General features: G+C 74.3%; 24 protein-coding genes. 8 read left to right on the top strand and 16 right to left on the bottom strand.

Annotated elements, in window-relative coordinates; genetic code table 11:
• Positions 1-24: 24 nt before the first annotated feature.
• On the bottom strand, positions 25-951 hold the full coding sequence (locus G5B56_RS08775; RefSeq protein ID WP_009858634.1) for a 5'-nucleotidase: 927 nt from the start codon (positions 949-951) through the stop codon (positions 25-27).
• Positions 952-1,036: 85 nt separating this feature from the next.
• Here G5B56_RS08775 and G5B56_RS08770 point away from each other — a divergent pair, with 85 nt between their 5' ends.
• Genes G5B56_RS08770 through ydiK form a run of 5 tightly spaced genes read left to right on the top strand, consistent with a single transcriptional unit; the run spans position 1,037 to position 5,207 of the window.
• Positions 1,037-1,585: a DUF2796 domain-containing protein gene (locus G5B56_RS08770; RefSeq protein WP_164962940.1), complete on the top strand. Its 549-nt coding sequence runs from the start codon at positions 1,037-1,039 to the stop codon at positions 1,583-1,585.
• Positions 1,582-2,259 carry an ABC transporter ATP-binding protein gene (locus G5B56_RS08765; RefSeq protein WP_164962939.1) on the top strand — a complete coding sequence of 226 codons (678 nt, stop codon included), beginning with the start codon at positions 1,582-1,584 and terminating at the stop codon, positions 2,257-2,259. The genes G5B56_RS08770 and G5B56_RS08765 overlap by 4 nt, the downstream gene beginning before the upstream one ends.
• Entirely contained in the window at positions 2,256-3,527 is a 1,272-nt protein-coding gene (locus tag G5B56_RS08760) for an ABC transporter permease (RefSeq protein ID WP_164962938.1), read from the top strand. The genes G5B56_RS08765 and G5B56_RS08760 overlap by 4 nt, the downstream gene beginning before the upstream one ends.
• 16 nt (positions 3,528-3,543) lie before the next feature.
• Positions 3,544-4,131, top strand: a complete 588-nt coding sequence (locus tag G5B56_RS08755) for a DUF3299 domain-containing protein (RefSeq protein ID WP_164962937.1) — start codon at positions 3,544-3,546, stop codon at positions 4,129-4,131.
• Positions 4,128-5,207, top strand: a complete 1,080-nt coding sequence (ydiK, locus tag G5B56_RS08750; protein ID WP_009858629.1) for an AI-2E family transporter YdiK — start codon at positions 4,128-4,130, stop codon at positions 5,205-5,207. Before G5B56_RS08755 ends, ydiK begins: the two co-directional genes overlap by 4 nt.
• Here the strand turns inward: ydiK and G5B56_RS08745 are convergent.
• A complete protein-coding gene (locus G5B56_RS08745) occupies positions 5,204-7,396 on the bottom strand; it encodes a patatin-like phospholipase family protein (RefSeq protein ID WP_230248456.1) in 2,193 nt (730 codons plus the stop codon). The two genes, ydiK and G5B56_RS08745, sit on opposite strands and share 4 nt — an antisense overlap.
• Before the next feature lie 114 nt (positions 7,397-7,510).
• On the opposite strand from G5B56_RS08745, the gene G5B56_RS08740 reads away from it, so the two are divergent.
• A complete protein-coding gene (locus G5B56_RS08740; protein ID WP_240920677.1) occupies positions 7,511-9,292 on the top strand; it encodes a diguanylate cyclase in 1,782 nt (593 codons plus the stop codon).
• A 22-nt stretch (positions 9,293-9,314) separates the two neighbouring features.
• Here the strand turns inward: G5B56_RS08740 and G5B56_RS08735 are convergent, their stop codons facing one another.
• The gene (locus tag G5B56_RS08735; protein ID WP_164962935.1) at positions 9,315-10,316 is read right to left on the bottom strand and encodes an AAA family ATPase; all 1,002 of its coding nucleotides are present in this window, start codon (positions 10,314-10,316) and stop codon (positions 9,315-9,317) included.
• 220 nt (positions 10,317-10,536) lie between these two features.
• On the opposite strand from G5B56_RS08735, the gene G5B56_RS08730 reads away from it, so the two are divergent.
• The gene (locus G5B56_RS08730; RefSeq protein ID WP_164962896.1) at positions 10,537-10,728 is read left to right on the top strand and encodes a hypothetical protein; all 192 of its coding nucleotides are present in this window, start codon (positions 10,537-10,539) and stop codon (positions 10,726-10,728) included.
• Here the strand turns inward: G5B56_RS08730 and gspF are convergent.
• From gspF to gspG, 11 genes are read right to left on the bottom strand one after another with little or no spacing between them, the layout of a single operon-like run.
• Positions 10,709-11,926 carry a type II secretion system inner membrane protein GspF gene (gspF, locus tag G5B56_RS08725; RefSeq protein WP_164962934.1) on the bottom strand — a complete coding sequence of 406 codons (1,218 nt, stop codon included), beginning with the start codon at positions 11,924-11,926 and terminating at the stop codon, positions 10,709-10,711. The genes G5B56_RS08730 and gspF overlap by 20 nt on opposite strands.
• Complete coding sequence (gspE, locus tag G5B56_RS08720) at positions 11,926-13,344, bottom strand: type II secretion system ATPase GspE (protein ID WP_164962933.1); 1,419 nt, start codon at positions 13,342-13,344, stop codon at positions 11,926-11,928. Before gspE ends, gspF begins: the two co-directional genes overlap by 1 nt.
• Positions 13,345-13,348: 4 nt before the next feature.
• Positions 13,349-15,538 carry a type II secretion system secretin GspD gene (gene gspD, locus G5B56_RS08715; protein ID WP_164962932.1) on the bottom strand — a complete coding sequence of 730 codons (2,190 nt, stop codon included), beginning with the start codon at positions 15,536-15,538 and terminating at the stop codon, positions 13,349-13,351.
• Complete coding sequence (gene gspN, locus G5B56_RS08710) at positions 15,535-16,335, bottom strand: type II secretion system protein N (RefSeq protein WP_029718730.1); 801 nt, start codon at positions 16,333-16,335, stop codon at positions 15,535-15,537. Before gspN ends, gspD begins: the two co-directional genes overlap by 4 nt.
• Complete coding sequence (gene gspM, locus G5B56_RS08705; protein WP_037290433.1) at positions 16,332-16,829, bottom strand: type II secretion system protein GspM; 498 nt, start codon at positions 16,827-16,829, stop codon at positions 16,332-16,334. Before gspM ends, gspN begins: the two co-directional genes overlap by 4 nt.
• The gene (gene gspL, locus G5B56_RS08700; RefSeq protein ID WP_164962931.1) at positions 16,826-18,064 is read right to left on the bottom strand and encodes a type II secretion system protein GspL; all 1,239 of its coding nucleotides are present in this window, start codon (positions 18,062-18,064) and stop codon (positions 16,826-16,828) included. The genes gspM and gspL overlap by 4 nt, the downstream gene beginning before the upstream one ends.
• Before the next feature lie 20 nt (positions 18,065-18,084).
• Positions 18,085-19,050, bottom strand: a complete 966-nt coding sequence (gspK, locus tag G5B56_RS08695) for a type II secretion system minor pseudopilin GspK (RefSeq protein ID WP_164962930.1) — start codon at positions 19,048-19,050, stop codon at positions 18,085-18,087.
• Complete coding sequence (locus G5B56_RS08690; RefSeq protein ID WP_009858496.1) at positions 19,047-19,655, bottom strand: prepilin-type N-terminal cleavage/methylation domain-containing protein; 609 nt, start codon at positions 19,653-19,655, stop codon at positions 19,047-19,049. The genes gspK and G5B56_RS08690 overlap by 4 nt, the downstream gene beginning before the upstream one ends.
• Position 19,656: 1 nt before the next feature.
• Positions 19,657-20,016: a type II secretion system minor pseudopilin GspI gene (gspI, locus tag G5B56_RS08685; protein WP_009858495.1), complete on the bottom strand. Its 360-nt coding sequence runs from the start codon at positions 20,014-20,016 to the stop codon at positions 19,657-19,659.
• The gene (locus G5B56_RS08680) at positions 20,013-20,492 is read right to left on the bottom strand and encodes a prepilin-type N-terminal cleavage/methylation domain-containing protein (protein WP_164962929.1); all 480 of its coding nucleotides are present in this window, start codon (positions 20,490-20,492) and stop codon (positions 20,013-20,015) included. The genes gspI and G5B56_RS08680 overlap by 4 nt, the downstream gene beginning before the upstream one ends.
• Positions 20,467-20,895, bottom strand: a complete 429-nt coding sequence (gene gspG / locus G5B56_RS08675; protein ID WP_009858493.1) for a type II secretion system major pseudopilin GspG — start codon at positions 20,893-20,895, stop codon at positions 20,467-20,469. Before gspG ends, G5B56_RS08680 begins: the two co-directional genes overlap by 26 nt.
• Positions 20,896-20,947: 52 nt before the next feature.
• On the opposite strand from gspG, the gene G5B56_RS08670 reads away from it, so the two are divergent.
• Positions 20,948-21,538, top strand: a complete 591-nt coding sequence (locus G5B56_RS08670) for a hypothetical protein (protein WP_051141712.1) — start codon at positions 20,948-20,950, stop codon at positions 21,536-21,538.
• 40 nt (positions 21,539-21,578) lie between these two features.
• On the opposite strand, the gene G5B56_RS08665 is transcribed toward G5B56_RS08670, so the two are convergent.
• Together G5B56_RS08665 and ilvA are read right to left on the bottom strand one after the other, a co-directional pair.
• The gene (locus tag G5B56_RS08665) at positions 21,579-22,661 is read right to left on the bottom strand and encodes a nicotinate-nucleotide--dimethylbenzimidazole phosphoribosyltransferase (protein WP_009855466.1); all 1,083 of its coding nucleotides are present in this window, start codon (positions 22,659-22,661) and stop codon (positions 21,579-21,581) included.
• Between the two features lie 19 nt (positions 22,662-22,680).
• Positions 22,681-24,222 carry a threonine ammonia-lyase, biosynthetic gene (ilvA, locus tag G5B56_RS08660; RefSeq protein WP_164962928.1) on the bottom strand — a complete coding sequence of 514 codons (1,542 nt, stop codon included), beginning with the start codon at positions 24,220-24,222 and terminating at the stop codon, positions 22,681-22,683.
• Positions 24,223-24,347: the final 125 nt, after the last annotated feature.

The raw sequence follows: 24,347 nt of genomic DNA, 5'->3' as shown, positions 1-24,347 counted from the left end.
TGGGGAAGAAGGGGCAGGGCGGCGTCAGCGCGCCGCGTTCGTGATGCCGGCGGCGACGTGGCCCGCGGGCACGTGGCCGGCCGCGTGTTCGACGTGCCGGGTCTGATCGTCGAAGAAGAAGTCGGGTTCGAACTGGCGCAGGAACTCGCCCTTGGGCAGGCCGCCGAGGAACATCGCCTCGTCGACCTCCAGCTGCCAGGCCATCAGCGTGCGGATCGCACGCTCGTGCGCCGGTGCGCTGCGTGCGGTGACGAGCGCGGTGCGCACGCGCATGCCGCTGGCCGCGGCGCGCTGCAGCCGGTGCAGCGCCTCGAGCAGCGGCTTGAACGGCCCCGGCGGCAGCGGCGTCGTGCTGCGCGCCACCTCGTGGGCATGGAACGCGGCCAGGCCGCCTTCCTGCTGGTAGACACGTTCGGCCTCGTCGGAGAACAGCACGGCGTCGCCGTCGAAGGCGATGCGCAGCTCGTCGGGGTGGGTCTCGGCGGCGTGGCGGCTGTGCGTGGCCACACGCGCCGCGGCGACGCCGGCGTCCAGCGCCGCGCGCACGTCGTCCTCGTTGGTCGACAGGAACAGGTTGGCCTTCAGCGGCCCGAGGTAGCGCCACGGCGGGCGCCCGCGCGAGAACATGCCGCGTTCGATCGGCAGGCCGTAGTGCTGCGCCGAGCGGAAGACGCGCATCCCCGACACCGGGTCGTTGCGCGACAGCACGACGACGTCGACGCGCGGCGCGCCGGCGTTGAAGGCGAGCAGCTTGTGCACCAGCGAGAACGCGACGCCGGGGCGCGCCGGCACGTCCAGGCGTTCCAGCTGCAGCCGCATGTAGTCGCGGTCGTCGCCGCCGGCCTCGAAGACGCGGTTCTCCTCCTCGAAGTCGAACAGCGCGCGCGAGGAGATCGCGACGACGAGGCGGGCGTCGGCTGCGGCCGGCGCGAGGGCGGCGGTTTCGTCCATCGCGGGTGATGATATGGGCAGGCCGTCACGCCGCGCCGGCACAATCGGCAGCGTCTGCCTGACTTCGGCGCCTGCCGTTCCCGAGATGAAGCACCTGCTGCGACGTGGCGCGATCCTCGTGTCGACCCTGGCCGCCTCGGCCGCGATGGCGGCGCCGCCGCACGAACACGGCGTCGCCCGGCTCGACGTCGCCGTCGAGCCCGGCCGCATCACGCTGATGCTGGAGATGCCGCTGGACACGCTGGTCGGTTTCGAGCGTGCGCCGCGCAACGACGCCGAACGCGCCGCCGCGCGCACCGCGCTGGCCAGGCTCGCCGACGCCGCGAAGCTGTGGCGCCCCGACCCGGCCGCCGGCTGCGGCCCGGCCCAGGCCGAGATCGACGGCGGCCCGCTGGCGCCCGGTCACGCCCACGGCGCCGACCACGACCACGCGCACGGCGACGACGGCCACGCCGACGCCGACGCCAGCTACACGCTGGAGTGCGCGGCTGCCGAACGGGTGGCCTTCGTCGACACCGGGCTGCTGGAGAGCTTCCCGCGGCTGCGCATCGTGCACGTGCAGGTCGCCACGCCCAAGGGCCAGTGGAAGGCGATGCTGAGCCGGCCGATGACGCGCCTGCCGCTGGTGCGGTGAACCCGGCGATCTCGATCCGCGGCCTGCGCTACCGCTGGCCGCGGGCCGCCGCGCCGACGCTGGCCATCGAGGCCTGGGACGTCGAAGCCGGCGAGGCGGTCTTCCTGCACGGCCCCAGCGGCGGCGGCAAGAGCACCTTGCTCGGCCTGCTGGCCGGCGTGCTGCTGCCCGGCGACGGCCGTGTCGAGGTGCTGGGCCAGGACTGGGCGGCGCTGGCCGCCGGCCGCCGCGACGCCTTCCGCGCCGACCACGTCGGCTACGTCTTCCAGCAGTTCAACCTGCTGCCGTATCTCAGCGTGCTGGACAACGTGCGCCTGCCGTGCCGCTTCTCGGTGCGGCGCCGCGCGCGCACCGCTGCCGGCGACGCCGAGGCGCTGCTCGAACGGGTCGGCCTGCCGCACGAGGCCTGGGCGCGGCCGGCGGCCGAGCTCTCGGTCGGCCAGCAGCAGCGTGTGGCCGCGGCGCGTGCGCTGATCGGCCGGCCCGAGCTCGTCATCTGCGACGAGCCGACCTCGGCGCTGGACACGCCGCTGCGCGACGCTTTCCTCGACCTGCTGCTGGCCGCGGTGCACGAGGCCGGCGCGACGCTGGTCTTCGTCAGCCACGACGAACGCCTTGCCGGGCGCTTCGACCGCCGCGTCGCGCTGGCCGAACTGAACGGGGCCGCACGATGACGCCGCTCGTCGGCCTGGCCGCACGCAGCGCCTGGGCGCGGCGCGGCACGCTGCTGCTCGTGGCGCTGTCGATCGCGCTGTCGACGGCGCTGCTGCTGACGCTGGAGCGGCTGCGCGAGGACGTGCGCGCCAGCTTCTCGCAGGCCGTCAGCGGCACCGACCTCGTCGTCGGCGCGCGTACCGGGCCGGTGCAGCTGATGCTGTACGCCGTGTTCCGCCTCGGCGGCGCGACCAACGACATCTCGATGGCCAGCGTCGACGCGATCGCGCGCCATCCGGCAGTGGCCTGGGTCGTGCCGATCGCGCTCGGCGACTCGCACCGCGGTTTCCCGGTCGTCGGCACCGGCACCGGCTACTTCGAGCACTTCCGCTACGGCGAGGGCCAGGCGCTGGCGCTGGACCAGGGCCGCGCCTTCAGCGGCACGCTGGACGGGCTGTACGAGGCGGTGCTCGGCGCCGAGGTTGCCGCCCGCCTGGGCTACCGCGTCGGCCAGCGCATCGTGCTGGCGCATGGCGCTGGCGGCGAACTCGGCGCCGAACACGCCGACAAACCCTTCACCGTCGTCGGCATCCTGGCGCCGACCGGCACCCCGGTGGACCGCAGCGTGCATGTCGGCCTGCCCGCCATCGAAGCCATCCACCTCGACTGGGCCGGCGGTGCGCCGATGCCGGGTGTGCACATCGCCGCCGACCAGGCGCGCAAGTTCGACCTCGCGTCCAAGCGCGCGACCGCGGCCTTCGTCGGGCTGAAGAGCCGTGTCGCGGTGTTCCGCGTGCAGCGCTGGGTGGCCGACTACGAGGCCGAACCGCTGCTGGCGGTGCTGCCCGGGGTCGCGCTCGACGAGCTCTGGGAGGTCGTCGGCGTCGGCGAACGCTCGCTGCTCGCGGTGTCGGCGCTGGTCGCCGTCGTCAGCCTGGCCGGGCTGGTGGCGGTGGTGCTGGCCGGGCTGGCCGAGCGCCGGCGCGAGCTGGCGGTGCTGCGCGCCGTCGGCGCCGGGCCGCGCCACGTGCTGGCGCTGCTGGCCGCCGAAGCCGCGCTGGTGACGCTGGCCGGCGCCGCGCTCGGTGTGCTGCTGGCCGTGGCCGCCGTCGTGCTGGCCGGGCCCTGGGTGCAGCAGCACCTGGGCGTGGCGCTGTCGCACGGCGCGCCGACGCCGACGCAATGGGCCTGGCTGGGCGCGGTGCTCGCCGCCGGTATGCTCGCCGGGCTGGTGCCGGGCTGGCGCGCCTACCGGCTGTCGCTGGCCGACGGGCTGAGCCCGCGCTGATGTCGAAGGACACGATATGCACAGACTCCTCGCCGCCGCGGCGGTTGCGGCCCTGATCGGCCCGGCCGTTGCCCAGCCGGCGGCCGGCGTGGCGCCGCCGCAGCCGGCCTTGGCTGCCCCCGCGCCGGCCAAGGCCGCGCCCGGTGCGCCGCGCACGATCGGCTGGGACCAGCTGGTGCCCAGGGACTGGGACCCGATGAAGGAGTTCAAGGACCTGGACCTCGCCGGTCTCGCCGATGGCGACCCGCGCGCCAACAAGCTGCTGCAGCGCATGCGCGAGATCTGGGACGCGGCGCCGGCCAACCCGGCGATCGTCGGCCAGGTGGTGCGCCTGCCGGGCTTCGTCGTGCCGCTGGAGGAGTCGAAGCAGGGCCTGAAGGAGTTCCTGCTGGTGCCGTACTTCGGCGCCTGCATCCACAGCCCGCCGCCGCCGGCCAACCAGATCGTGCACGTGTTCGCGGCGCGCCCGGTGGCCTTCAAGTCGATGGACACGGTCTGGGTCAGCGGCACGCTGGCCACCGTGCGCGGCGACACCTACATGGGCGCCAGCAGCTACCGCATCGACGGCGCCGCCGTCGAGCGCTACACGGAGAAGGCACGTTGAAGACTGCCGACGTCACCCGCACCAGCTTCGCGGTGCTGTTCCTGGCCGCGCTGGTCGGCTGCTCGCTGTGGATCCTCAAGCCCTTCGTCGGGCCGACGATCTGGGCGACGATGGTCGTCGTCGCCACCTGGCCGCTGATGCTGCGGGTGCAGGCCGCGCTCGGCGGCAGCCGCGCCGCGGCGGTGACGGTGATGACGCTGCTGCTGGTGCTGCTGTTCGCGGTGCCGCTGGCGCTGTCGATCGCGACGCTGGTCGAGAACGCCGACCGCATCGCCCAGACCGCACGCGACCTCGCCACCTGGCGGCCGTCGCGCGAGGCGCCGGCCTGGCTGCTGGCGCTGCCGATGGTCGGCCCCAAGCTTGCCGTTGCCTGGGAGCAGGCGGTGGCCGCCGGGCTCGAAGGCCTGGTCGTGCGCATCCAGCCCTACGCCGGCGGCTTCACGCGCTGGTTCGTCGGCGAGATCGGCGACTTCGGCAGCGTCGCGCTGCAGTTCGTGCTGACGGTCGTCATCGCCGCGGTGATGTACGCGCAAGGCGAGGTCTTCGGCGCCCAGGTGCGGGCCTTCGCCGGCCGGCTGGCCGGCGAGCGCGGCGTCGGCGCGGTGACGCTGGCCGCCGACGCGATCCGCGGCGTCGCGCTCGGTGTCGGCGTCACGGCGGTGGTGCAGGCGGTGCTCGGCGGTGTCGGCCTGGCGCTGGCCGGCGTGCCGCTGGCCGGGCTGCTGACGGCGCTGATGTTCATGCTCTGCATCGCCCAGATCGGCGCCTTGCCGGTGCTGCTGCCGGCCGCCGGCTGGGTGCTCTACGGCGGCGACGTCGGCTGGGGCGTGTTCCTGCTCGTCTGGTCGGCGATCGTCGGCACGCTGGACAACTTCCTGCGCCCGGTGCTGATCCGCCTGGGCGCCGACCTGCCGCTGCTGCTGATCTTCGCCGGCGTCATCGGCGGGCTGCTGGCCTTCGGGCTGGTCGGCATCTTCGTCGGCCCGGTCGTGCTGGCCGTCGGCTTCACGCTGCTGGAGAGCTGGATCGGCGAGGGCGGCGCGCCGGCCGACGGTGCGCCGCCGGCCGCGCCTTAGGGCGTGCCGATGAACAGGTAGGCGTTGGACGCGCCGTCGCGGCCGCGGCCGATGCCGACGTAGACCGCGCCGATCGGCGTCTCGCCGCCGAGGTAGGCGCTGGCCGAGTCCAGCCAGCCGCGGCGCCCGGTCTCGGTGTAGAGCCGGCCGAAACGAGCACGCTCCCAGGCGAGGCCGAAGCGCATGTCGCCACGCAGCCCCAGCGGCAGCCGGCCGACGATGCGTTCGGCGCGCAGCTGGCCGTAGCGCATGTCGTCGCCGCGCAGCTGGCCCGAGGCGTAGGCCGACAGGTTCAGGAAGCCGCCCAGCGTGGCCGCGTCCCAGACCGGCAGCTCGCCACCGGTCGAGCCGGTCCAGGCGATGCGCGAGCCCAGCACCCAGTCGCCGTAACCCCAGGCGGCGCGGGCCTCGGCGTCCAGGCGCCGGTAATGGCGCTGGCGCGACGAGAACCAGGCCACGCGTGCCGCCCAGCCGGCGCTCGGGAAGTGCAGCCGGTCGAGCTGGTCCAGGTCCAGTGCCGCGGTCCAGCCGTCCAGCGGCTGGCTGAAGCTGGGCAGCGAGGCGTCGCCGGTGTCCACGCGCGGGCGCAGCTCGCCGTCGCGCCAGCCGAGGCGGGCCTGGCCGAAGAGGCCGAGATTGGCGCCGAGCTGGAGTTCGACGATGTCGCGCGAGACCTGGTATTCGGCGATGCGGCGGTCGTCCTCGAAGATGTCGGCGCGTTCGCGGCGGTAGCCGGCGTCGAGCTGGGCGAACCAGAACTGCGTCGGCTCCAGCGGCTGGTACAGCGTCAGCGCGGCGGCGCTGACGTTGCCGATCTCCGCCTCGAGCAGCGCCTCGGCGCCGAGCGTGTTCAGCCAGGTCTTCTGGTAGCCGGCGCGCAGCGAGTAGGTCGAGCCCTGGCTGACGTTGGAGTCGAAGTTCAGGCCCAGGCGCAGGTAGTCCGGCCCCCAGGGCTTCTCGATCGGCGTGATGCGCAGCACGCGGCGGCCGCGCTGCGTCAGCAGCGTGTAGTCGACACCCTGGTAGTAGCCGTCGCCGTAGGCGCGCACCAGGTCGCGGTTCAGCGCCTCGGCGTCCAGCGGCTGGCCTTCGCGCTGCGACAGGTGGCGGCGCAGCACCTCCGCATCCACCCGCTGCAGCCCGGCGATCTCGATGGCGTCGACGCGGTCGACGTCGGGGCGGTGGTCCTCCAGCCGGCGGCGCCAGGCGGCGTACTGCTCGGCCGGCACCGCCAGGCGCTGCAGCGCCGGCGCCAGCGCCTCGGCGGCGGCGCGGCCGCGGTCGGCGGCCTCGGCGCTGCGCTCGAAGTCGGCCGCGCTCAGGCCGGAGAGGTCGGGCTTGATGTAGACGTCGCCGTCCTTCAGCGTCGCCAGCGACTGGGCGACGTTCTGCTCGGTCAGGATGGCGACCATCTGCGCCGTCAGCGACAGCATGCCGGTCACCTCCTCGGCCTTGAGCAGCGGCGAGCCGACGTTGACGGCGATGACGACCTCGGCGCCGCAGCGCTCGCGCACCTCGCCGACCGGCAGGTTGTCGACGATGCCGCCGTCGACGAGGCGGCGGCCGTCCAGTTCCAGCGGCAGCAGCAGCCCGGGCACCGCCATCGACGCGCGCATCGCCTGCGTCAGGCTGCCCGAGCGCAGCACGACACGTTCGCCCGTGCCGATGTCGGTGGCGATCATCGACAGCGGCAGCGGCAGGCGGCCCAGGTCGCGCTCGCCGGCCTCGGCGCGCACCAGGCGGTTGAAGAACAGCTTGATCTTCTGGCCGGTGACCACGCCCTGGGCGCCGATCAGCCCGGCCGCGCCGACGCCGCTCTCGGTGCCCGACAGGAAGCGGCGCTCGATCTGCTTGTTGCGGAAGTTCAGCTCGGCGTACTCGGGGTTGTCCTGGAACATGTCGTTCCAGTCGGCGCGGCCGAGCTCCTCGCGCATGGTCTGCGGCGGCACGCCGGCCACCCAGGCGCCGGCCACCAGCGCACCCATGCTGGTGCCGGCGACGCAGTCCACCGGCACGTGCAGCCGGTCCAGCACCTCGAGCACGCCGACGTGCGCCGCGCCGCGCGCGCCGCCGCCGCTGAGCACCAGGCCGACACGCGGGCGTTCGCCACCGTCGGCGGCGTGCAGCGGCGGCAGCAGCGCGAGCAGCAGGCTGGCGAGCACGGTCGAGCGGCGGCAAGAGGGTGTCATGCGCGACATTGTCCCGGCGGCGCGTGGGGTCCTGCACGCCACGGGTCTCAAACCGTCGCCCGGACGCCCGATAGCCCTGCGGAGATGCCGGCCCGACCCACCCCGCCTGCCGCCATGACCCCGCCCGCGCGGCGTGTGCCGCCGGTCGCGGCGTGGTGGCGCACGATGGTCGCGGCGCTGCTGCTGCTCGTGGGCCTGGGCGGCGGCGTGGCGGTGGCCGCCGACGGCCGCTGGATCGTGCTCGGGCCCGAACGCGGCGCCATCGACGCCTGGTCGAGCATGACGATGCTGGCGGACCCGTCGGCGCAGCTCGGCGTCGAGGACGCGCTGCGCCGGCGCGGCGAGTTCGTGCCGATGCAGGGGCGGAGCGCCAACCTCGGCCTGCGCGACGGCGCCGTCTGGCTGCGGCTGAAGCTGGCGGTGCCCGAGACCGACGACGGCCGCTGGCTGCTGGACCTGGACTACCCGCCGCTGGACCGCGTCGACGTCTACGTCGTCTCCGACGGCCTGGTGGTGCGCCAGGTCACGCTGGGCGACTCGCTGCCGTTCGTGCAGCGGCCGCTGCCGACGCGCCCGCACGCGATGCTGCTGATGCTCGAACGCGGGCTCGAGCACGAGCTGCTGCTGCGCGTGCGCACCACCAGCACGATGCTGCTGCCGGTGCGCCTGCTCAAGCCCGGCGTCTTCTACGCCGAGGAGGCGCGGCTGCAGATGCTGCAGGGGCTGGCCGCCGGCATCAGCGTCTGCCTGGTGGCCTTCGCGCTGGTGCGCGCGGTGGGGCGGCGCGAGCCGGTCTACGTGCACTACGCGCTGTCGACCGTCGGTTCGGGGCTGTTCCTGTTCTCGTTTGCCGGGCTGGGCGCGCAGCACCTGTGGTCGGCCAGCGCGCGGTTCGCCGACCTGGCGCCGCTGCTGTCGGCGCTGGTCGGCCTGGCCGGCGCGCTGTGGCTGGTCGACGGGCTGTTCGAGGCCCGCGTGCTGTCGCCGCCGCTGGCGCGCACCACGCGCCTGGCCGGCGTGGTGGCGGCGCTGGCCGCGCTGCTGCTGCTGGCCGGCGCGCTGGACTATCGCCAGGCGCAGTTCGTCGCCAGCCTGGTGGGCCCGCTGCCGATGCTGATCGCGCTGCCGATGGCCTGGCGGCGCTGGCATGCCGGCGACCACGCGGCGCCGTACGTGATCCTCGGCTGGGGGGCCAGCGCCGTCGGTGCCACGGTGCTGGCGCTGCTGCTGCACGGCTGGCTGGACCTGGACGGCTGGACCCGGCACGCCTACCAGGTCGGCGCGCTGCTGCAGGCGTTGGCCTGGCTGCGTGTGCTCGACCTGCGCGACGTCGAGCAGCGCGAACGCGCCGAGCTCGCCGACCGCGAGCGCCAGCGCCTGCAGGCCCTGGCGCACAGCGACGCGCTCACCGGCCTGCCCAACCGGCGCGGCCTGGAGCAGGCGCTGGACACGGCGCTGGCGCGTGTCGACGAGCAGCGGCCGCTGGCGCTGTTCCTCGTCGACCTCGACGGCTTCAAGGCCGTCAACGACGAACACGGCCACGAGGTCGGCGACCTGCTGCTGGCGCAGGCCGCGCAGCGGCTGCGCGGCGTGCTGCGCCAGGGCGACGTCGTCGCGCGCTTCGGCGGCGACGAGTTCGTCGTGCTGGCCGCCGGCCTGGGTGACGCCGATGCGGCCTGGGCGTTCGGCGAGCGGCTGGTGCAGGCCTTCGCCGCGCCCTTCGAGGGCGACGGCCGGCGCTGCGTCGTCGGCCTGACCGTCGGCTTCGCACTCGCGCCGCAGGACGGGCGCGACCCGGTGCTGCTGCTGCGCCGCGCCGACGCGGCGATGTACGCCGGCAAGCAGGCCGGCAAGGGCACGGTGCGCCGCGCCGTGCCGCCGGGCGCCTACGCCTGAAGCGGCGGCGCCGGCCGGGCGTTCACTGCAGGAAGCCGATGGCCCCGCGGCGCGCCGCCGCGCCGGGCAGGTCGGCGAGCTCGATCGTGTCGCGCCCGGCCAGCCGGGCGTTGCCGAAGCCGGTCATCCAGGCGCGCCGCATCTCGCGCGGCGCCATCTGCGCCATGCGTTCGAGCACCGCCTCGCCGGGCTGCTCGTCGAAGCGCCGGCCCCAGTCGTGGCGTTCGCGCAGGCTGCGGTACAGGCGCAGCGCGATCGAGCGCGCGGCGTCGAGGTCGGGCGGCTGGACCTCGAAGACGTTCATCCGGTTGAGGATCGGGTCGGGGATGGCGCGCTCGTCGTTGGCGGTGGCCACCCAGATGACCTGGCTGGCGTCGATCGCGACCTCGGCGAACTCGTCGGTGAAATGGCAGGCCGTGTCGTGTTCCAGCAGGCTGTACAGCGCACCCAGCGGGTCGTAGGCGTGTTCGCCGCGCGCCTTGTCGATCTCGTCGACGACCATCACCGGGTTGGCGTACTGGCCCTCGACCAGGGTCTCGAAGACCTTGCCCGGCCGCGCGCCCTTCCACTGGCTGGACGCGCCCGACAGCACCCAGCCGGCGGTCAGCGAGCTCATCGACACGAAACCCAGCCCGGTGCCCAGCAGCTGCGCGACCTCGCGCGCGAAGTGCGTCTTGCCGATCCCGGGCGGGCCGAGCAGCAGCATCGGCGTGATCTCCAGCGCGTCGCGGCTGTCCTGGCACAGCGCGAGCTGGCGGCGCACGTCGTCGAGCACCTCGCCGAAGTTGGGCAGCTCCTCGTACAGATGCTCCATCGCCGGCACGCCCGAGGGCCTGACCTGGAAGCGCTCGCCGCCTTTCTCGATCATGCGTTCGTAGGTGCTGCGCAGCGTCTCGTGCTCCCGCGGGGGCAGCTGGGTCAGGCGCTTCTCGACCTCGTCGGGCCGGTAGACGCTGCGCAGCTGCGCGATCGGGATCCGGCCGTGGCCGGCGGCGACCGGGACGAGATCGTGCGATTCCGACATGCACACCTCCTGGAGCGGGAGAACAGGCGTCACATCATTCAAGCATCGGCGGCCGCCCGGCAAGCCCGGAACCGTGCGGCAAAACCCCGCTTGTTGTGCGCGCTGAAGCAAGACCCGCGCCTGTTGCCGTCGTCACCGCACCGACATCGTCCGGTCAAGATGCTGAAACCGGTGCCGGCCAGGATGCTCTCGCGGCCTGCCCCGGGCCGCGGAGACGACGATGCACGCTGCCACCGCCGCCGCCCAAGGCTGGATGCCGACCGAAGACCGCGCCCGCCCCGACACGCCGGCGCTGGAGGCCTGCTACCGCAGCGAGGCCTTCGCCGAGGACCTCCGCGAGTGGGGTCAGCGCGAATGGGGTCAGGTCTCGAGACCTGACCCCAGGCTTTTCGCTATCGCACCCAGCTGTTGAGCTGGATGATCGGCAGCATCACCGCCAGCACGATCATCATCACGACGCCGCCCATCGCGACGATCAGCAGTGGCTCGAGCACGGTGGCCACGGCCATCGCGCGGCGCTGGACCTCGGCGCCGAGCTGGGTCGCGGCGCGCTGCAGCATCACCGGCAGCTGGCCGGTCTGCTCGCCGAGGCGGGCGAACATCGCCAGAAGCCCCGGGAAACGTTTCTTCGCCGCCAGCGCCGAGGCCAGCGGCGCACCTTCGCGCACCTGCACCAGCGCGTCGAGCGCGTCGGCGCGCATCGCGCGGTTGCCCAGCGTCTCGGCCGCCGCCTGCAGCGCCTTCAGGATCGGCACGCCGGCGCCGGCCAGCATCGCCAGCGTGCCGGCGAAACGCGCCGCGTTGTAGCCGCGCGCCAGCCGGCCGACCAGCGGCAGGCGCAGGAAGGCGGCGTCGCTGCGTTCGCGGAAACCGTCGTTGCGGCGCGCGAAGACGAAGGCCGAGACGGCCGCGACGGCGCCCAGCGCCACCGCCCAGCCCCAATGGCGGACGAAGTCGCTGATGGCCATCATCGCCACCGTCAGCAGCGGCAGCGACTGCTTGGTGTTGCTGAAGACGGTGGCCACCTGCGGCACGACGTAGGTGACGAGGAAGGTCACGATGACCAGCGCGATCAGCGAGACGATGGCCGGGTAGAGCATCGCGCCGAGCAGCTTGGCGCGCAGCGCCTGGCGGTCCTCCAGGTCCTGCGCCAGGCGTTCGAGCACCGCGCCGAGCGCGCCGCTCTGCTCGCCGGCGGCGACGACCGCGCGGTAGACCTCGTCGAACTCGCGCGGCGCCGTGGCCAGCGCGCGTGCGAACGGGCTGCCGGCGTTGACCTCGCTCCTCAGGTGCACCAGCAGTTCACGCTGGCGCTGGTCCTCGGCTTCGTCGGCCAGCGCGGTCAGCGCCCGCTCCAGCGGCAGCCCCGAGCCGACCAGCCCGGCCAGCTGTCGCGTCCACACGGCCAGCCCGGTGGCGTTGAACACGCGACGCGAGAACCGCGCCGCGGTCGTGCCCTCGGCCGCCGGCGCGCCGACCGGCGCCACCGACAGCGGCACCAGGTTGCGCGCGCGGATCTGGGCGCGGGCGGCGCGGGCGTTGTCGGCGTCGAGCAGGCCGCTCTGGGCCTTGCCGGCGGCGTCCAGCGCCTCGAAGCGGTAGGCCGGCATCAGTCCCTCGTGACGCGGATGACTTCCTCGGCCGAGGTCAGGCCGGCGGCGATCAGGCGCTCGCCGTCCTCGCGCATCGAGCTGAGGCCGTTGGCGCGCGCGGCGGCGGCCAGGTCCTGCTCCGAGCCGCGTTCGTGGATTAGCGTCTGCACCTTCTCGTCGACGACCATCAGCTCGTAGACGCCGGTGCGGCCCTTGTAGCCGGTGTGGCTGCAGGCCGGGCAGCCGACCGGGTGCCAGCGGCCCTCGCCGTCCTGGCGCTTGCAGGCCGGGCAGAGCTTGCGCACCAGGCGCTGGGCCAGCGCGCCGAGCAGGCTGGACGACAGCAGATAGGGCTCGACGCCCATGTCGATCAGCCGCGTGACCGACGACGGCGCGTCGTTGGTGTGGATCGTCGCCAGCACCAGGTGGCCGGTCAGCGAGGCCTGGATCGCGATCTGCGCGGTCTCGTAGTCGCGGATCTCGCCGATCATGATGACGTCCGGGTCCTGGCGCAGGATGGCGCGCAGCGCCTTCGCGAAGGTCAGGTCGATCTTCGGATTGACCTGCGTCTGGCCGATGCCGGGCAGCTCGTACTCGACCGGGTCTTCCACGGTCAGCACGTTGGTCGTCGCGGTGTCCACGCGCCCCAGCGAGGCGTACAGCGTCGTCGTCTTGCCGCTGCCGGTGGGGCCGGTGACGAGCACGATGCCGTGCGGCTGCTGGATCAGGCGCTCGAAGCGCCGCAGCAGCTCGCCGTCCATGCCCAGGCCTTCGAGCGTGAACTTCGATTCGGCCTTGTCCAGCAGGCGCAGCACCGCGCGCTCGCCGTGCGCCGACGGCAGCGTCGACACGCGCACGTCGATCGCCCGGCCGCCGATGCGCAAGCTGATGCGGCCGTCCTGCGGCAGGCGTTTCTCGGCGATGTCGAGCTCGGCCATGATCTTCAGCCGGCTGATCAGCGCCGCGTGCAGCGCCTTGTTCGGCTGCACGACTTCACGCAGCGTGCCGTCGACGCGGAAACGCACGCTGGAGCTGCGCTCGTAGGGCTCGATGTGGATGTCGCTGGCGCCGTCCTTGGCGGCCTGCGTCAGCAGCGCGTTGAGCATGCGGATGATCGGCGCGTCGTCGGCGGCCTCGAGCAGGTCCTCGACCGCCGGCAGCTCCTGCATCATGCGCGAGAGATCCACGCCGCTCTCGACCTCGCCGATGACGGCCGCGGCGCTGCTCTCGCCGCCGGCGTAGGCCGCGGCGATGCGCTGCCCGAGCGTCGCGCTCGGCTCGTGCTCGAAGGCGGCGACGTCGAACAGCCGCGTCACCTCGGCCAGCGCCGCCGGCGGCGTGGTCTCGCCGGCCCACAGCACGAGCTGGCCGTCGTCCTCCAGCAGCAGCGTGTTCGCCTTGGCGAACGCGTAGGGCAGCGGGTGTCGGGTGGCCATCGTCTTACTGCGGCCTGGCGGCCGGGCTGGCGTCGTTCGGCGCCGGCGTCACCGGCTCGGCCGTCGGCGCCTTCGCCGGCTGGGCGGCTGGCGGCGCGGCGTTGGGCAGCGGCGGCAGCACCGGCGCCTCGTCGATGCGCAGGATGGCGCTGGGCGTCGGCTGCGCGCCTTCCTGGCGGGCGCGGATCTGGTCGTAGCGGTCCAGCGACAGCCGGACGGTGCTGTCGGCGTCGCGCATCACCACCGGGCGCAGGAAGACCATCAGGTTGGTGCGCTTCTTGGTGCGGCTCTCGCTGCGGAACAGCGCGCCCAGGCCGGGGATGTCGCCCAGCAGCGGCACCTTGGACTTCTCCTCGACGTAGCTGTCCTGCACCAGGCCGCCGAGCACGATGATCTGGCCGTCCTCGACGACGACCTGCGACTCGATCGAGCGCTTGGTCGTCGACGGCCCGGCGTTGGTCGTGCCGACGGTGGCCGTCGACAGCACGCTGGACTGCTCCTGGTAGATCGTCATGCGCACCGTGCCGCTCTCGCCGATCTGCGGCCGGATGCGCAGCGTGATGCCGACGTCCTTGCGCTCGATGGTCTGGAACGGGCTCGTCGTCGCGGTGCCGGTGTTGGTGTACTGGCCGGTGATGAACGGCACGTTCTCGCCGACGACGATCTTCGCTTCCTCGTTGTCCAGCGTGATCAGGTTCGGCGTCGAGACGATGTTCGTCTTGGTCTGGCTCTGCAGCAGGTTGGCCAGCGCGCCCAGCGCGTAGGTGCCGCCGTAGCGGCGCAGGATGCCGACGTTCAGCCCCTCGCCGAGCGACACGCCGCTGGCGCTGCCGCTGGCCGCCGCGGTCGTGATGTTGAGGATGTTGCCGCTGCCGTTGTTGTTGCTGAAGTTGGTGCCGCCGAACAGGCCGGTCTTGTCGCCGTCCTTGCCGATCAGGCCCTGCCACTGGAAACCGAACTCGGCGGCGTTGTCGCCCGCCACCTCGACGATCAGGCTCTCGATGTAGACCTGGGCGCGGCGCGAGTCGAGCTGCTCGATCATCGTGCGCACCTGGCGGTACAGCGGCTCGGGCGCGGTGATGATCAGCGAGTTGGTCGCCGGGTCGGCCTGGATGAAGCCGCCGGTCGTCGGCTGGCCCGACGGCGTCACCGGCGCGGTGGCCTGCGCCGACGCGCCGCCGGCGCTGCTGCCGCCGGCGGTTGCGGCCGGCGCGGCCGGCGTCGTCGGCGTGGCCGCCGTGCCCAGGCCGGTGGGCGTGCCCGTGCCGCTGCCCGAGCTGCCGCTGGCGGTGCCGAAGGCCGCACGCAGCACGGTCGCCAGCTTCACCGCGTCGGCGTTCTTCAGGTGCACGACCCACAGCCCGCCGCCCGGGCCCAGGCCGCTGGCCGGGCGGTCGAGCTTGGCGATCGCGGCGCGCACCGCGGCCAGCCGCGCGGCATTGGGCGCGCGGATGATCAGCGAGTTGCTGCGAGCGTCGGCGACGACCGTCGTGCCGCCGGCGCCGGCGGCCGCGCCGGGCGCGGTGACGGTGCTGCCGGTCTCGGCCAGGCGCTGCACCAGCGGCGCCAGGTCGCTGGCCACCGCGTGCTCCAGCGGCACGACCTCCAGGTCGGTGGCGGTGGGCTGGTCGAGCGCGGCGATGATGCGGCCGATGCGCTGCAGGTTGTCGGCGTAGTCGGTGATGACCAGCGAGCTCGAGCCGGGGTTGGAGTTGATCGTGTTGTTGGCGCTGATCAGCGGCCGCAGCACCGCGACGAGGTTGTTCGGGTTCTCGTAGCGCAGCTGGAAGATCTGCGTGATGACCTGGTCGCCGCGCACGCCGACCGAGCCCACCGAGACGGTGCCGGTCTGCAGCTTGGCGTCGGCCTCGGGCACCACCTTCAGCAGCCCGCCGCTCTCGACGACGGCGAAACCCAGCCCGCGCAGCGCCGACTGGAAGCTCTGGTAGGCCTCCTGCACGCTCTGCGGCTGCTCGCTGTAGACGGTGATCTGGCCCTTGACGCGCGGGTCGACGGCGATCTGCCGGTCGATCATCGCGGCGAAGGCGCGTGCCACGGCGTCGATGTCGGCGTTGACGAAGTTCACCGTGACCGGCGCACGCGGGCGCTGCGCCGCGGCGGGCAGCGCCGTCATCTGGGCGGTGGCGGCCAGGCACAGCGCGACGGCGAGGAAGCGCGAGGATTTCATGCTCATCCGATCGAAATGACGGCCTTCGTGCCTTGGCGGCGGCCGATGATGTTCAGCAGATTGTTCAGCACCGGTTCGGCCCCGGGCGCCGCGGCGGCCTCGCCGCGAAAGCGCAGCCCGCGGCCGGACCACTGGCCGTCGCCGGACAGCAGCAGCGGGCCCTGCTGCGTCGCCAGCGTCAGCTGCGGCACGTCGCCGCCGGCCAGCGCCAGCCGGTAGCTGCCCAGCCGCTCCAGCGTCGACACGCGCGAGGACATGTCCTCCAGCACCAGCGTCGCGCCGCCGGCCAGGCGCCAGCGGCCGGCGGCCGACTCGGCCACCAGGCCCTGGCTGGCCAGCGCGACCGTGCCGCCCAGCCCCAGCGTGTTGAACGGCGTGCCCAGGCCGGCCAGCCAGGCCGCCGGCCAGCGGCCCACCGGGCCCGCGGGCAGGCTGATCTTCAGGCGGCCCAGCCCCGGCTCGACGAGCAGCGCGAGCTCGCCGTCGATGCAGCAGGCCTGGCGCGCGCGCAGCGCGATGCCGGCGCCGGCCGGGCGCAGCGTCCAGTGCAGCCGGCCGGGCAGGGCGGCAGCGTCGCGGCTGCCGGGGCCGCCGCTCAGCACCGCCACGGCGCTGCCGTTCCAGATGCTGCCGCGGGCGTCGGCGAGCAGCAGGCGCTGGCCGCTGGCCGTGGCCAGCGCGCCGGCCAGCCAGCTCGCCGGCGCGAACGCGACCAGCGCCGCCGCGCCGCCGAGCAGCGCGCCGGCCGCGGCCCAGCGCCGCGCGCCGGCCCGCGGCCGCGAGGCAGGGGCCGGCGGGCTCATCCGGCGTCCCCGAGCGCGACGACGATGCTGCCGCTGTAGCCGCCCGCGCCGCGTGTCAGCGTCGCCTCGACCGGGCGGGCGCGGGCGCCGGAGCGCACCTCGGCCAGCCAGGCCTGCAGCTCGGCGGCGTCGGCGTTGTCCAGCGTCAGCACCGCACGCTCGCCCTGCAGCGCCAGGCGGCCGCGCGGCCCCAGGCGCTGGCTGGCGGCGCGCAGCGCGGCGGCGGCCTGCTCGGCGTTGACCGGCGGCGCGTTGCGCAGCTCGCGGGCCTCGGCGGCCAGCCGGCCCATGGCCTGCAGCTCGACGTCCAGCGCCTCCAGCTTGGCCGGTGCCGCCGACAGCGTGCGCCAGGCCGGCTGCACCGCGACGGCGAAGACGAGGTAGAGCACGACGACGGCGGCGGCCGTGGCGACGAGCAGGCGTTCGCGCGGCGCCAGCCGCGTCCACCAGGCGTTCAGCGGGGCCCGGCGGGCCACGTCCTGAGGGTGTTTCATGCGGCCGCTCCGTTGCCGCGGCTGACGGTGATGCGGCCGTCGGCGAGTTCGGCGGCATAACCCGCGGGGCGCAGCCGGTCGCGGAAGGCGGCGATCTCCGGCGGGCTCCAGCCGGTGGCGCCCAGCGTCAGCCGGCCGGGTTCGTAGCGCAGCGTCTGCGCCGGGCCCTGGCCTTCGGGCCAGGCGGCGGCGGCGGCGCCGATCAGGGCCTCGAGGTCGCCGTCGCCGGCCCGGCCGGCGGCCGCGCGCAGGCGCTCGGTCTCGCGGCGCATCTGCAGCGGCGCGTCGATCACGGCGCGCACGCCGGGGAAGCTCTGCTGCAGCAGCGCGGTCATCGCGGCCTGCCGCTCGTCGATGGCGCGGCGCTGCTGCCAGGCCATCGCGTTCAGGCCGACGAGCTGCACCGCGATCAGCGTGCCCAGGCCCCAGCGCACCGGGCGCCACTCGGGCGCCAGCAGGCGCTGGACGGTGTCGCGCAGCACGCGCAGGCCGCGGCGCCGCGGCGCCAGCTCGAACTGGCGCAGGTTCCACGCCGAGCGCGCCGCGTCCAGCGCACGCGCGGCCTCGGCGAGCACGGCCACCGGCTGGCCGAGAAAACGTTCGGCGGCGGCGGCCGCCGCCGGGGTCGCGGTCCAGCGTTGGCCCTGCACGTCGGCCGGCAGCAGCGCGCGCGCCAGCGTGCCGTCGGTGCGCAGCCGGGTGATGCCGTCCTCGCGCACCAGCGTCAGCCAGGGGGCGGCGTCGTCGGCGGCGCCCTCGGGCAGCGCGAAGTGGCCGCCCGTCGTGCCGGGCACGACGGCCGGCACGACGCGGTCGACAGCGACGCCGGCGGCCTCGAGATCGGCCACGACGCCGGCCAGCCAGCCGCGGTGCACGACGGCGACCCAGGCCTCGGCGCCGGCGGTGGCCTGCGGCGGCAGCGCGAAGTGCAGCGCGTCCTCGTCGTCGAGCAGCGCTTCCTCGAGCAGGCCGGCGAGCGCGGCGCGCAGCCGTGCCGGCGGCGCCTTGGGCAGCGTGATGCGCTGCCAGGCGACGTCGCCGTCGGCGAGCAGCACGACGACGCTGTCCGCGCGCGGCAGCAGCGCCGGGGCGGCGCGGCCCGAGGAGCCGACGGCCAGGCCGTCGGGGCTGAAGACGTAGTCGATCTCGGCGGGCGCGCGTGCGGGCGCCGGCTCGTCCGCCGAGCGCGATGCCAGGCGCTGCCGGGCGGGGATCTGGAGCACGAGGACGGCCATGAGGGTCTATTGTGGCGGGCTCACTGTGTCCCGATGTGAAGCGGACGGCGCTCGCGGCGCAGCGTCACGACGTCGCGGCCGCGGTCGGCGCCGCGGCGCTCGACCAGCGACTCCTCCTCGACGATGCGCTCGTCCAGGCGCAGCCGGCCGCGCACCTCGAAGAACGAGCTGCGCACCGAGATCCGGCTCTCGTCGTCGGCGCGTGCGCCCTGCGGCAGCAGCGCCTGCACCGCGGCCAGCGAGTCGAAGGGGCTGCGCTGGCGCGTCTGCACCAGGCGCTCGGCGCTGCCCAGGTCCAGGCCGTCGATGGCCGCCACCAGCACCTCGCGCGGCGCGGTGTTGGCGTTGACCGGCGTCGGCGTCGGCAGCAGCGTCACGTACGGCTGCAGCCGGGCGACGGTGGCCGCGTCCAGGCCCAGCCAGGCGAGGTCGGCCGGGCGCGACGGCGCCAGCGGCGCGTCGGCGGCCTCGGTGCCGCTGCGCGCCGCCCAGGCCGCGGCCAGCCCCTGCGCCAGCCGCGACGCGGTGTCGGTGGGCGTGCCGGCGGCCTCGCACAGGCGCTGCAGCGCCTTCAGCTCCTGCGGCGAAATCTTGCCCTCCGAGTCGACGACGTTGCGCAGGTTGTACTTCGCCTGGGCGTCCGAGATCGCCCCCGAGATGAAGGCCTCCGGGGCGGCGGCGTCGGTGTTGTCGCGGTCGGCGGCGAGGAAGCTCGACAGCCGGGCCTCGGCCAGCGGTGTCGCCCAGGGCTCGCCGAGGTGGTCGATGCTGCCGGTGCGGGCGTCCTCGCGCAGGATCAGGCGCGCCCAGTCGAGCGAGGCGTCGAGGATCCAGCCGGCCTGCACCGCGCCGCGTTCGGCGGCCTCGATCTGCACCGCGCGCGTCTGCTGCCAGGCCATGCCGGCGGCCAGCGTCGCCACCAGCGTCAGGATCAGCATCGCCAGCAGCAGCGCCGCGCCACGCTGGCGCCGGGGCGCGCGCCTCACGAGCCGCCTCCGGGCAGCAGCACCAGGTCGCGCGTGAGGCGGCCGGCGGCGGTGTCGAGCACCAGGCGCACGGCGTCGGGCAGGTCCTCGCCGCCGTTGCCGTCGCCGGTGCCGGCGCTGGACTGGGCGTTGGACCAGGCGTTGCCGCGGTAGTAGTAGAGCTGCCAGTCGGCGACGCCGTCGAGCAGCCGCACCTGCTGCGGCTCGGTGCCCAGCAGCTGCTGGCTGCGCAGCCAGGCTTGCTGCAGCGGCTGCAGCCGTGTCGTCGCCGGGCTCGCCCAGCGCTGCCAGACGCCGTCGGCCAGCGTCCAGACGACGACCGCCACGCCGCCGTCGACGCGCCGCGTCAGGCGCAGGTGGCGGCCGTCGAACTGCAGCACCGGCGCGGCGCCGGTGTCCTGCAGCGACTGCAGGTCCTGCTGCCACTGCGACAGGATGGTGTTCAGCCGCGCCGTGCGGTCCACCGCCTGGGTGGTGGCGTCGCGCGTGCGCACCATGCCGTCGATGCCGCGCCAGGCCAGGCCGGCGAGCACGGCCATGATCGCCAGCGCGACCAGCACCTCGACGAGCGTGAAGCCGCGCGTGCGGCGGGCGGGGGAGCTCACGTCAGTAGCGCGAGACGACGGTCGACAGCGTCAGCAGCGGGCGGCCCTCGTCGTCGCTGACGCGGGCATCGACGCGGCGGAAGTTCGGGTTCGGCGTCGGCCGCGTCTGCACCACGCCGCGGTAGCGGCGGCCGAGCTGCTCGCACTCGAAGTCGGCGTCGCCGACGCCGGGCAGCTGACGCGCCAGGCGCAGCGCGGCGAGGCGGTTCTCGGCGCACCACTGCGCGGCGCTGACGTCGGCCAGGCGCTGCGCGTTGTCGGTCAGCGCGCCGCCGGCACGCAGCCCCGCGGCCAGCGCGACGGCGACGATGGCCACCGCGACCAGCACCTCGATCAGCGTGAAGCCGCGCGAGCGTCTCATGGCGCCTCGGCCGGCGGCACGACGGCGAAGGCCGACAGGCCGTCGCTGGCGACCTCCAGCCGGCGGTCGTCCAGCCGCAGCACGATGCGCTGCGGCGGCAGGATGGCCTCGGGCCCGAGCACCACCTGGTTGCCGCCGACGACCTGGGCGCTGACCTCGGCGTCGAGCCAGCGTGTCGGCAGCGCCTGGCCCGGCGGCAGCCCGGCGAAGACGAAGGGATCGCGCTGCGGGTCGTTCGTCGGGATCCAGGCCACCGCCAGGCGGCCGGTGCGCGCCTCGGTGCGCGCCGTCTCCAGCAGCGTGGCCAGGCGCGCGGCGTCGACCTCGAGCCGGGTGCCGGCCGGGTCGCGCATCGCCAGGGTCGCCAGGCCGACGCCGATGGCGACGATGGCCATCACGACCATCACCTCGATCAGCGTGAAGCCGCGCCGGCGACGGTGCAGGCGCCTGCTACTGCCAGGAGCCGACGTCGGCATCGTTGCCTTCGCCGCCGGCCTGCCCGTCGGCGCCGTAGCTGAAGACGTCGATCTCGCCCTTCACGCCCGGGTTCAGGTACTGGTACGGGTGGCCCCAGGGGTCGTTGGGCAGCTTGTCGAGGTAGGGCTTCCAGTTCGGCGGCACCGGGTTCGTGGCCGGCTTGCGCACCAGCGCGTCCAGGCCCTGCTCGGTGCTCGGGTAACGCAGGTTGTCGAGCTTGTAGAGCTTGAGCGACTGCATCAGGTTGTGGATGTCGGTGCGGGCGGCGGTCACGCGGGCGTCATCGGCACGGTTGAGAACGTTGGGCACGATGAGCGCCGCCAGCACGCCGAGGATCACCAGCACGACCATCAGCTCGATCAGCGTGAAGCCTCGGCGGCGCGAGCGGGAGAGGGGCATCATGAGGGGCGGAAGGCGAAGCCTGGCAGAGGGTGCGGTCAATCATAATCGGCGCATGACGACACGTTGGTGGGCGTTCGGTGTCTGGGCCGTGGCGGCCGCGAGCGCCGTCTACTGGGCCTTGCAGCTCGTGAAGCCGGCGCCGGCGACGCCGCCGCAGGCGAGCGTCGTGGCCGCCGCCGGCGCGATGCGCGGCGACCCGTCGCGCGTGCTCGGCAGCGATGCCGGCGTGCCCGCCGAGTCACCCGAGAGTTCGCGTTTCGAGCTGCTCGGTGTCGTCGCCTCGCGCAGTGCCGAGCTCGACGGCGTCGCCCTGATCGCCGTCGACGGCAAGGCGCCCAAGGCCTTCCGCGTCGGGGCGGCCGTCGACGGCGACACCGTCGTGCAGTCGGTGCGCCAGCGCGAGGTGCTGCTCGGCCCGCGCGGCGGCAGCACCACCGTCGCGCTGGATCTGTCGGCACCGCCGCCGGCGAGCACCGGGCGCCTGCCCGCGCCCGGCGCGGCCGTGCCGGCGGCGCGGGCAGTGCCCGGCGGCGTGCCGTCGCTGGGTTCGGCCGCCCGGCCCGTGCGGCCGCCGCCCGGCACCCGGCCGCAGCCCGATCAGAACCTCGACGAGTCGGTCGAGGCCGAGATCCAGGCCGAGTGAACGCCGCGGCGGCCGGCCGCGGGGCCCCGGTTCGCGGGGTTCAGAACCCCAGGGTCGAGGGGAAGCCGTCGTCGTCGTCGTCGAACGAGCCCGGGCGCGTCGGCCCGGCGTCCTCGCCTTCGGCGACCTCGGTCAGCAGCGCCGCGGCGCTGCGCACCAGCGGCCAGCCGAGCACGGCGCCGGTGCCGTCCAGGCCGTCGAGGCCCAGGTCGGGCAGCGGCGCGGCGCGCAGGTGCTTGTGCACCAGGTCCAGGCCGCGGTGCTCGCGGCTGCGGCTGAAGACGCAGTAGTCGGTGACCGGCGGCGCGATGCGCGCGGCCATCGCCAGCGCGGCGCAGGCGGCCAGGCCGTCGATCATCAGCAGCTGGCGCTTGCTGGCCGCCATCAGCATCACGCCGACCATCACCGCGACCTCGAAGCCGCCGAGCGCGGCCAGCAGCTCCACCGGCTCGGCGACGTCGCGGTGGCGGGCCAGCGCCGCCTGGGCGACGGCGAGCTGGTGGGCGAGCTCCTCGGGCGCCATGCCCGGCCCGGTTTCCAGCAGCGCGCGCAGCGGCAGCTCGGTGATGCGCGACAGCAGCAGTGCCGCGCTCTCCTGCGAGCCGACGCCCAGGCCGGCGCAGATCGCCAGGTTGCCGCGCAGCTGGTCGCCGATCTCCATGCCGGCGCGCATCGCGGCGTGGGCCTGGGCGACCGACATTGCCGCGGCGACGCGCGGGTTGCGCGTGCCGTGCGCGATCTTGCGCGCCAGCAGGCGTTCGTGCGCCGGTAGCGTCTCGGCGACGCCGCAGTCGACGACCGTCAGCGCCAGCCCGCCGGCGCGTGCGAAGACCGCCAGCGGCAGCCGCCCGGCGAGCAGGCGGCGCACGAGCTCGTCGGTGGTGTAGCGCAGCGCGCCGTGCAGGCCGTCGACCGCCAGGCCGTGGTCGGCGGCGAAGACCAGCAGCTGCGGCTCGTGGAAACGCGGCTTCAGCGAGCCCTGCATCAGGCCGATGCGCAGCGCCAGCGGTTCGAGTTCGCCGAGGCTGCCACTGTCGTCGTTGCGGCGCGCGAGCTTGTCGCGCAGCGCGCGTTCGAGCGGCGGGTCGGCGGTCGGCGCGACGAGGGATCGGCTGTGGTCCATGGGCGTCGCGCCGGGGTCGTCAGCGCAGGAACAGGCGGTAGACCGGGTTGTCGGTCTCTTCGACGCAGGGGTAGGCCAGCGTCTGCAGGAAGCGGCCGAACTCCTCGTCCTCGCCGGCCGGCACCTGCATGCCGACGAGGATGCGGCCGTAGTCGGCGCCCTGGTTGCGGTAGTGGAACAGGCTGATGTTCCAGTCCGGGTGCAGGCCGTCGAGGAACCGCATCAGCGCGCCCGGGCGCTCGGGGAAGACGAAGCGGAACAGGCGTTCGTCGTGCGCGAGTTCGCTGCGCCCGCCGACCATGTGGCGCACGTGCTCCTTGGCGAGCTCGTCGTCGGTGAGGTCGACGGTCGGGAAGCCGTGGCGCTCGAAGTTGGCGGCGATGCGTGCCGCCTCGTCGTGGCGCGCGATCGCCACGCCGACGAAGACGTGGGCCTGGCGCGCGTCGCTGATGCGGTAGTTGAACTCGGTCACCGCGCGCGGGCCGATCAGGCTGCAGAAGCGGCGGAACGAGCCGCGCTCCTCGGGGATCGTGACCGCGAACAGCGCCTCGCGCTGCTCGCCGAGTTCTGCCCGCTCGGCGACGAAGCGCAGGCGGTCGAAGTTCATGTTCGCGCCGCAGGTGATCGAGACGAAGGTCTTGCCCTTCAGCCTGTGCTCGTGCACGTACTGCTTGATCGCCGCGACGCCCAGCGCGCCGGCGGGCTCGACGATGCTGCGCGTGTCCTGGAAGACGTCCTTGATCGCGGCGCAGACGGCGTCGGTGTCGACGACGACGAAGTCGTCGACCAGCGCGCTGGCGACGCGGAAGGTCTCCTCGCCGACGAGCTTGACCGCGGTGCCGTCGGAGAACAGGCCGACGTCGTCCAGCGTGACGCGGTGGCCGGCGCGCACCGAACGCAGCATCGCGTCGCTGTCGGCGGTCTGCACGCCGATGACCTTGATCTCCGGGCGCACCGCCTTCAGGTAGGCCGCGACACCCGAGATCAGGCCGCCGCCGCCGATGGCGACGAAGACCGCGTCGATCGGGCCCTGGTGCTGGCGCAGGATCTCCATCGCGATCGTGCCCTGGCCGGCGATGACGTCGGGGTCGTCGAACGGGTGCACGAAGGTCAGGCCCTGCTCGGCCTGCAGCCCGACGGCGTGGGCGTAGGCGTCGGAGTAGCTGTCGCCGTGCAGCACGACCTCGCCGCCGAGTGCGGCCACCGCGTCGACCTTCAGCCGCGGCGTCGTCACCGGCATCACGACGACGGCGCGGCAGCCGAGCTTGCGTGCCGACAGCGCGACGCCCTGGGCGTGGTTGCCGGCCGAGGCGCAGATGACGCCGCGCGCCAGCGCCTCGGGCGCCAGGTGGGCCATCTTGTTGTAGGCGCCGCGCAGCTTGAAGCTGAACACCGGCTGGCGGTCCTCGCGCTTGAGCAGCACCGTGTTGGCGAGGCGGCGCGACAGGCTCTTGGCCGGCGTCAGCGGCGACTCGACGGCGACGTCGTAGACGCGGGCGGTGAGGATCTTCTTCAGGTAGCCGGCCGCGATGCTCGCGACGTCGGTTTCGGCAGCGGACATCGGGACGGCGGGCAGACGGGGTGCGCGCATAACCGGGGGAGGGGCCGCATCATACGACGCGGGCCGGCGGCGCTTGCCGGAAGAAAAGAAGCCCGGGACCTTGCGGCCCCGGGCCTGAATCCACC

Source organism: Rubrivivax sp. JA1026 (genome assembly GCF_011065555.1).
GTDB lineage: Bacteria > Pseudomonadota > Gammaproteobacteria > Burkholderiales > Burkholderiaceae_C > Rubrivivax > Rubrivivax benzoatilyticus.
This window is presented reverse-complemented; position numbering and strand designations above follow the sequence as displayed.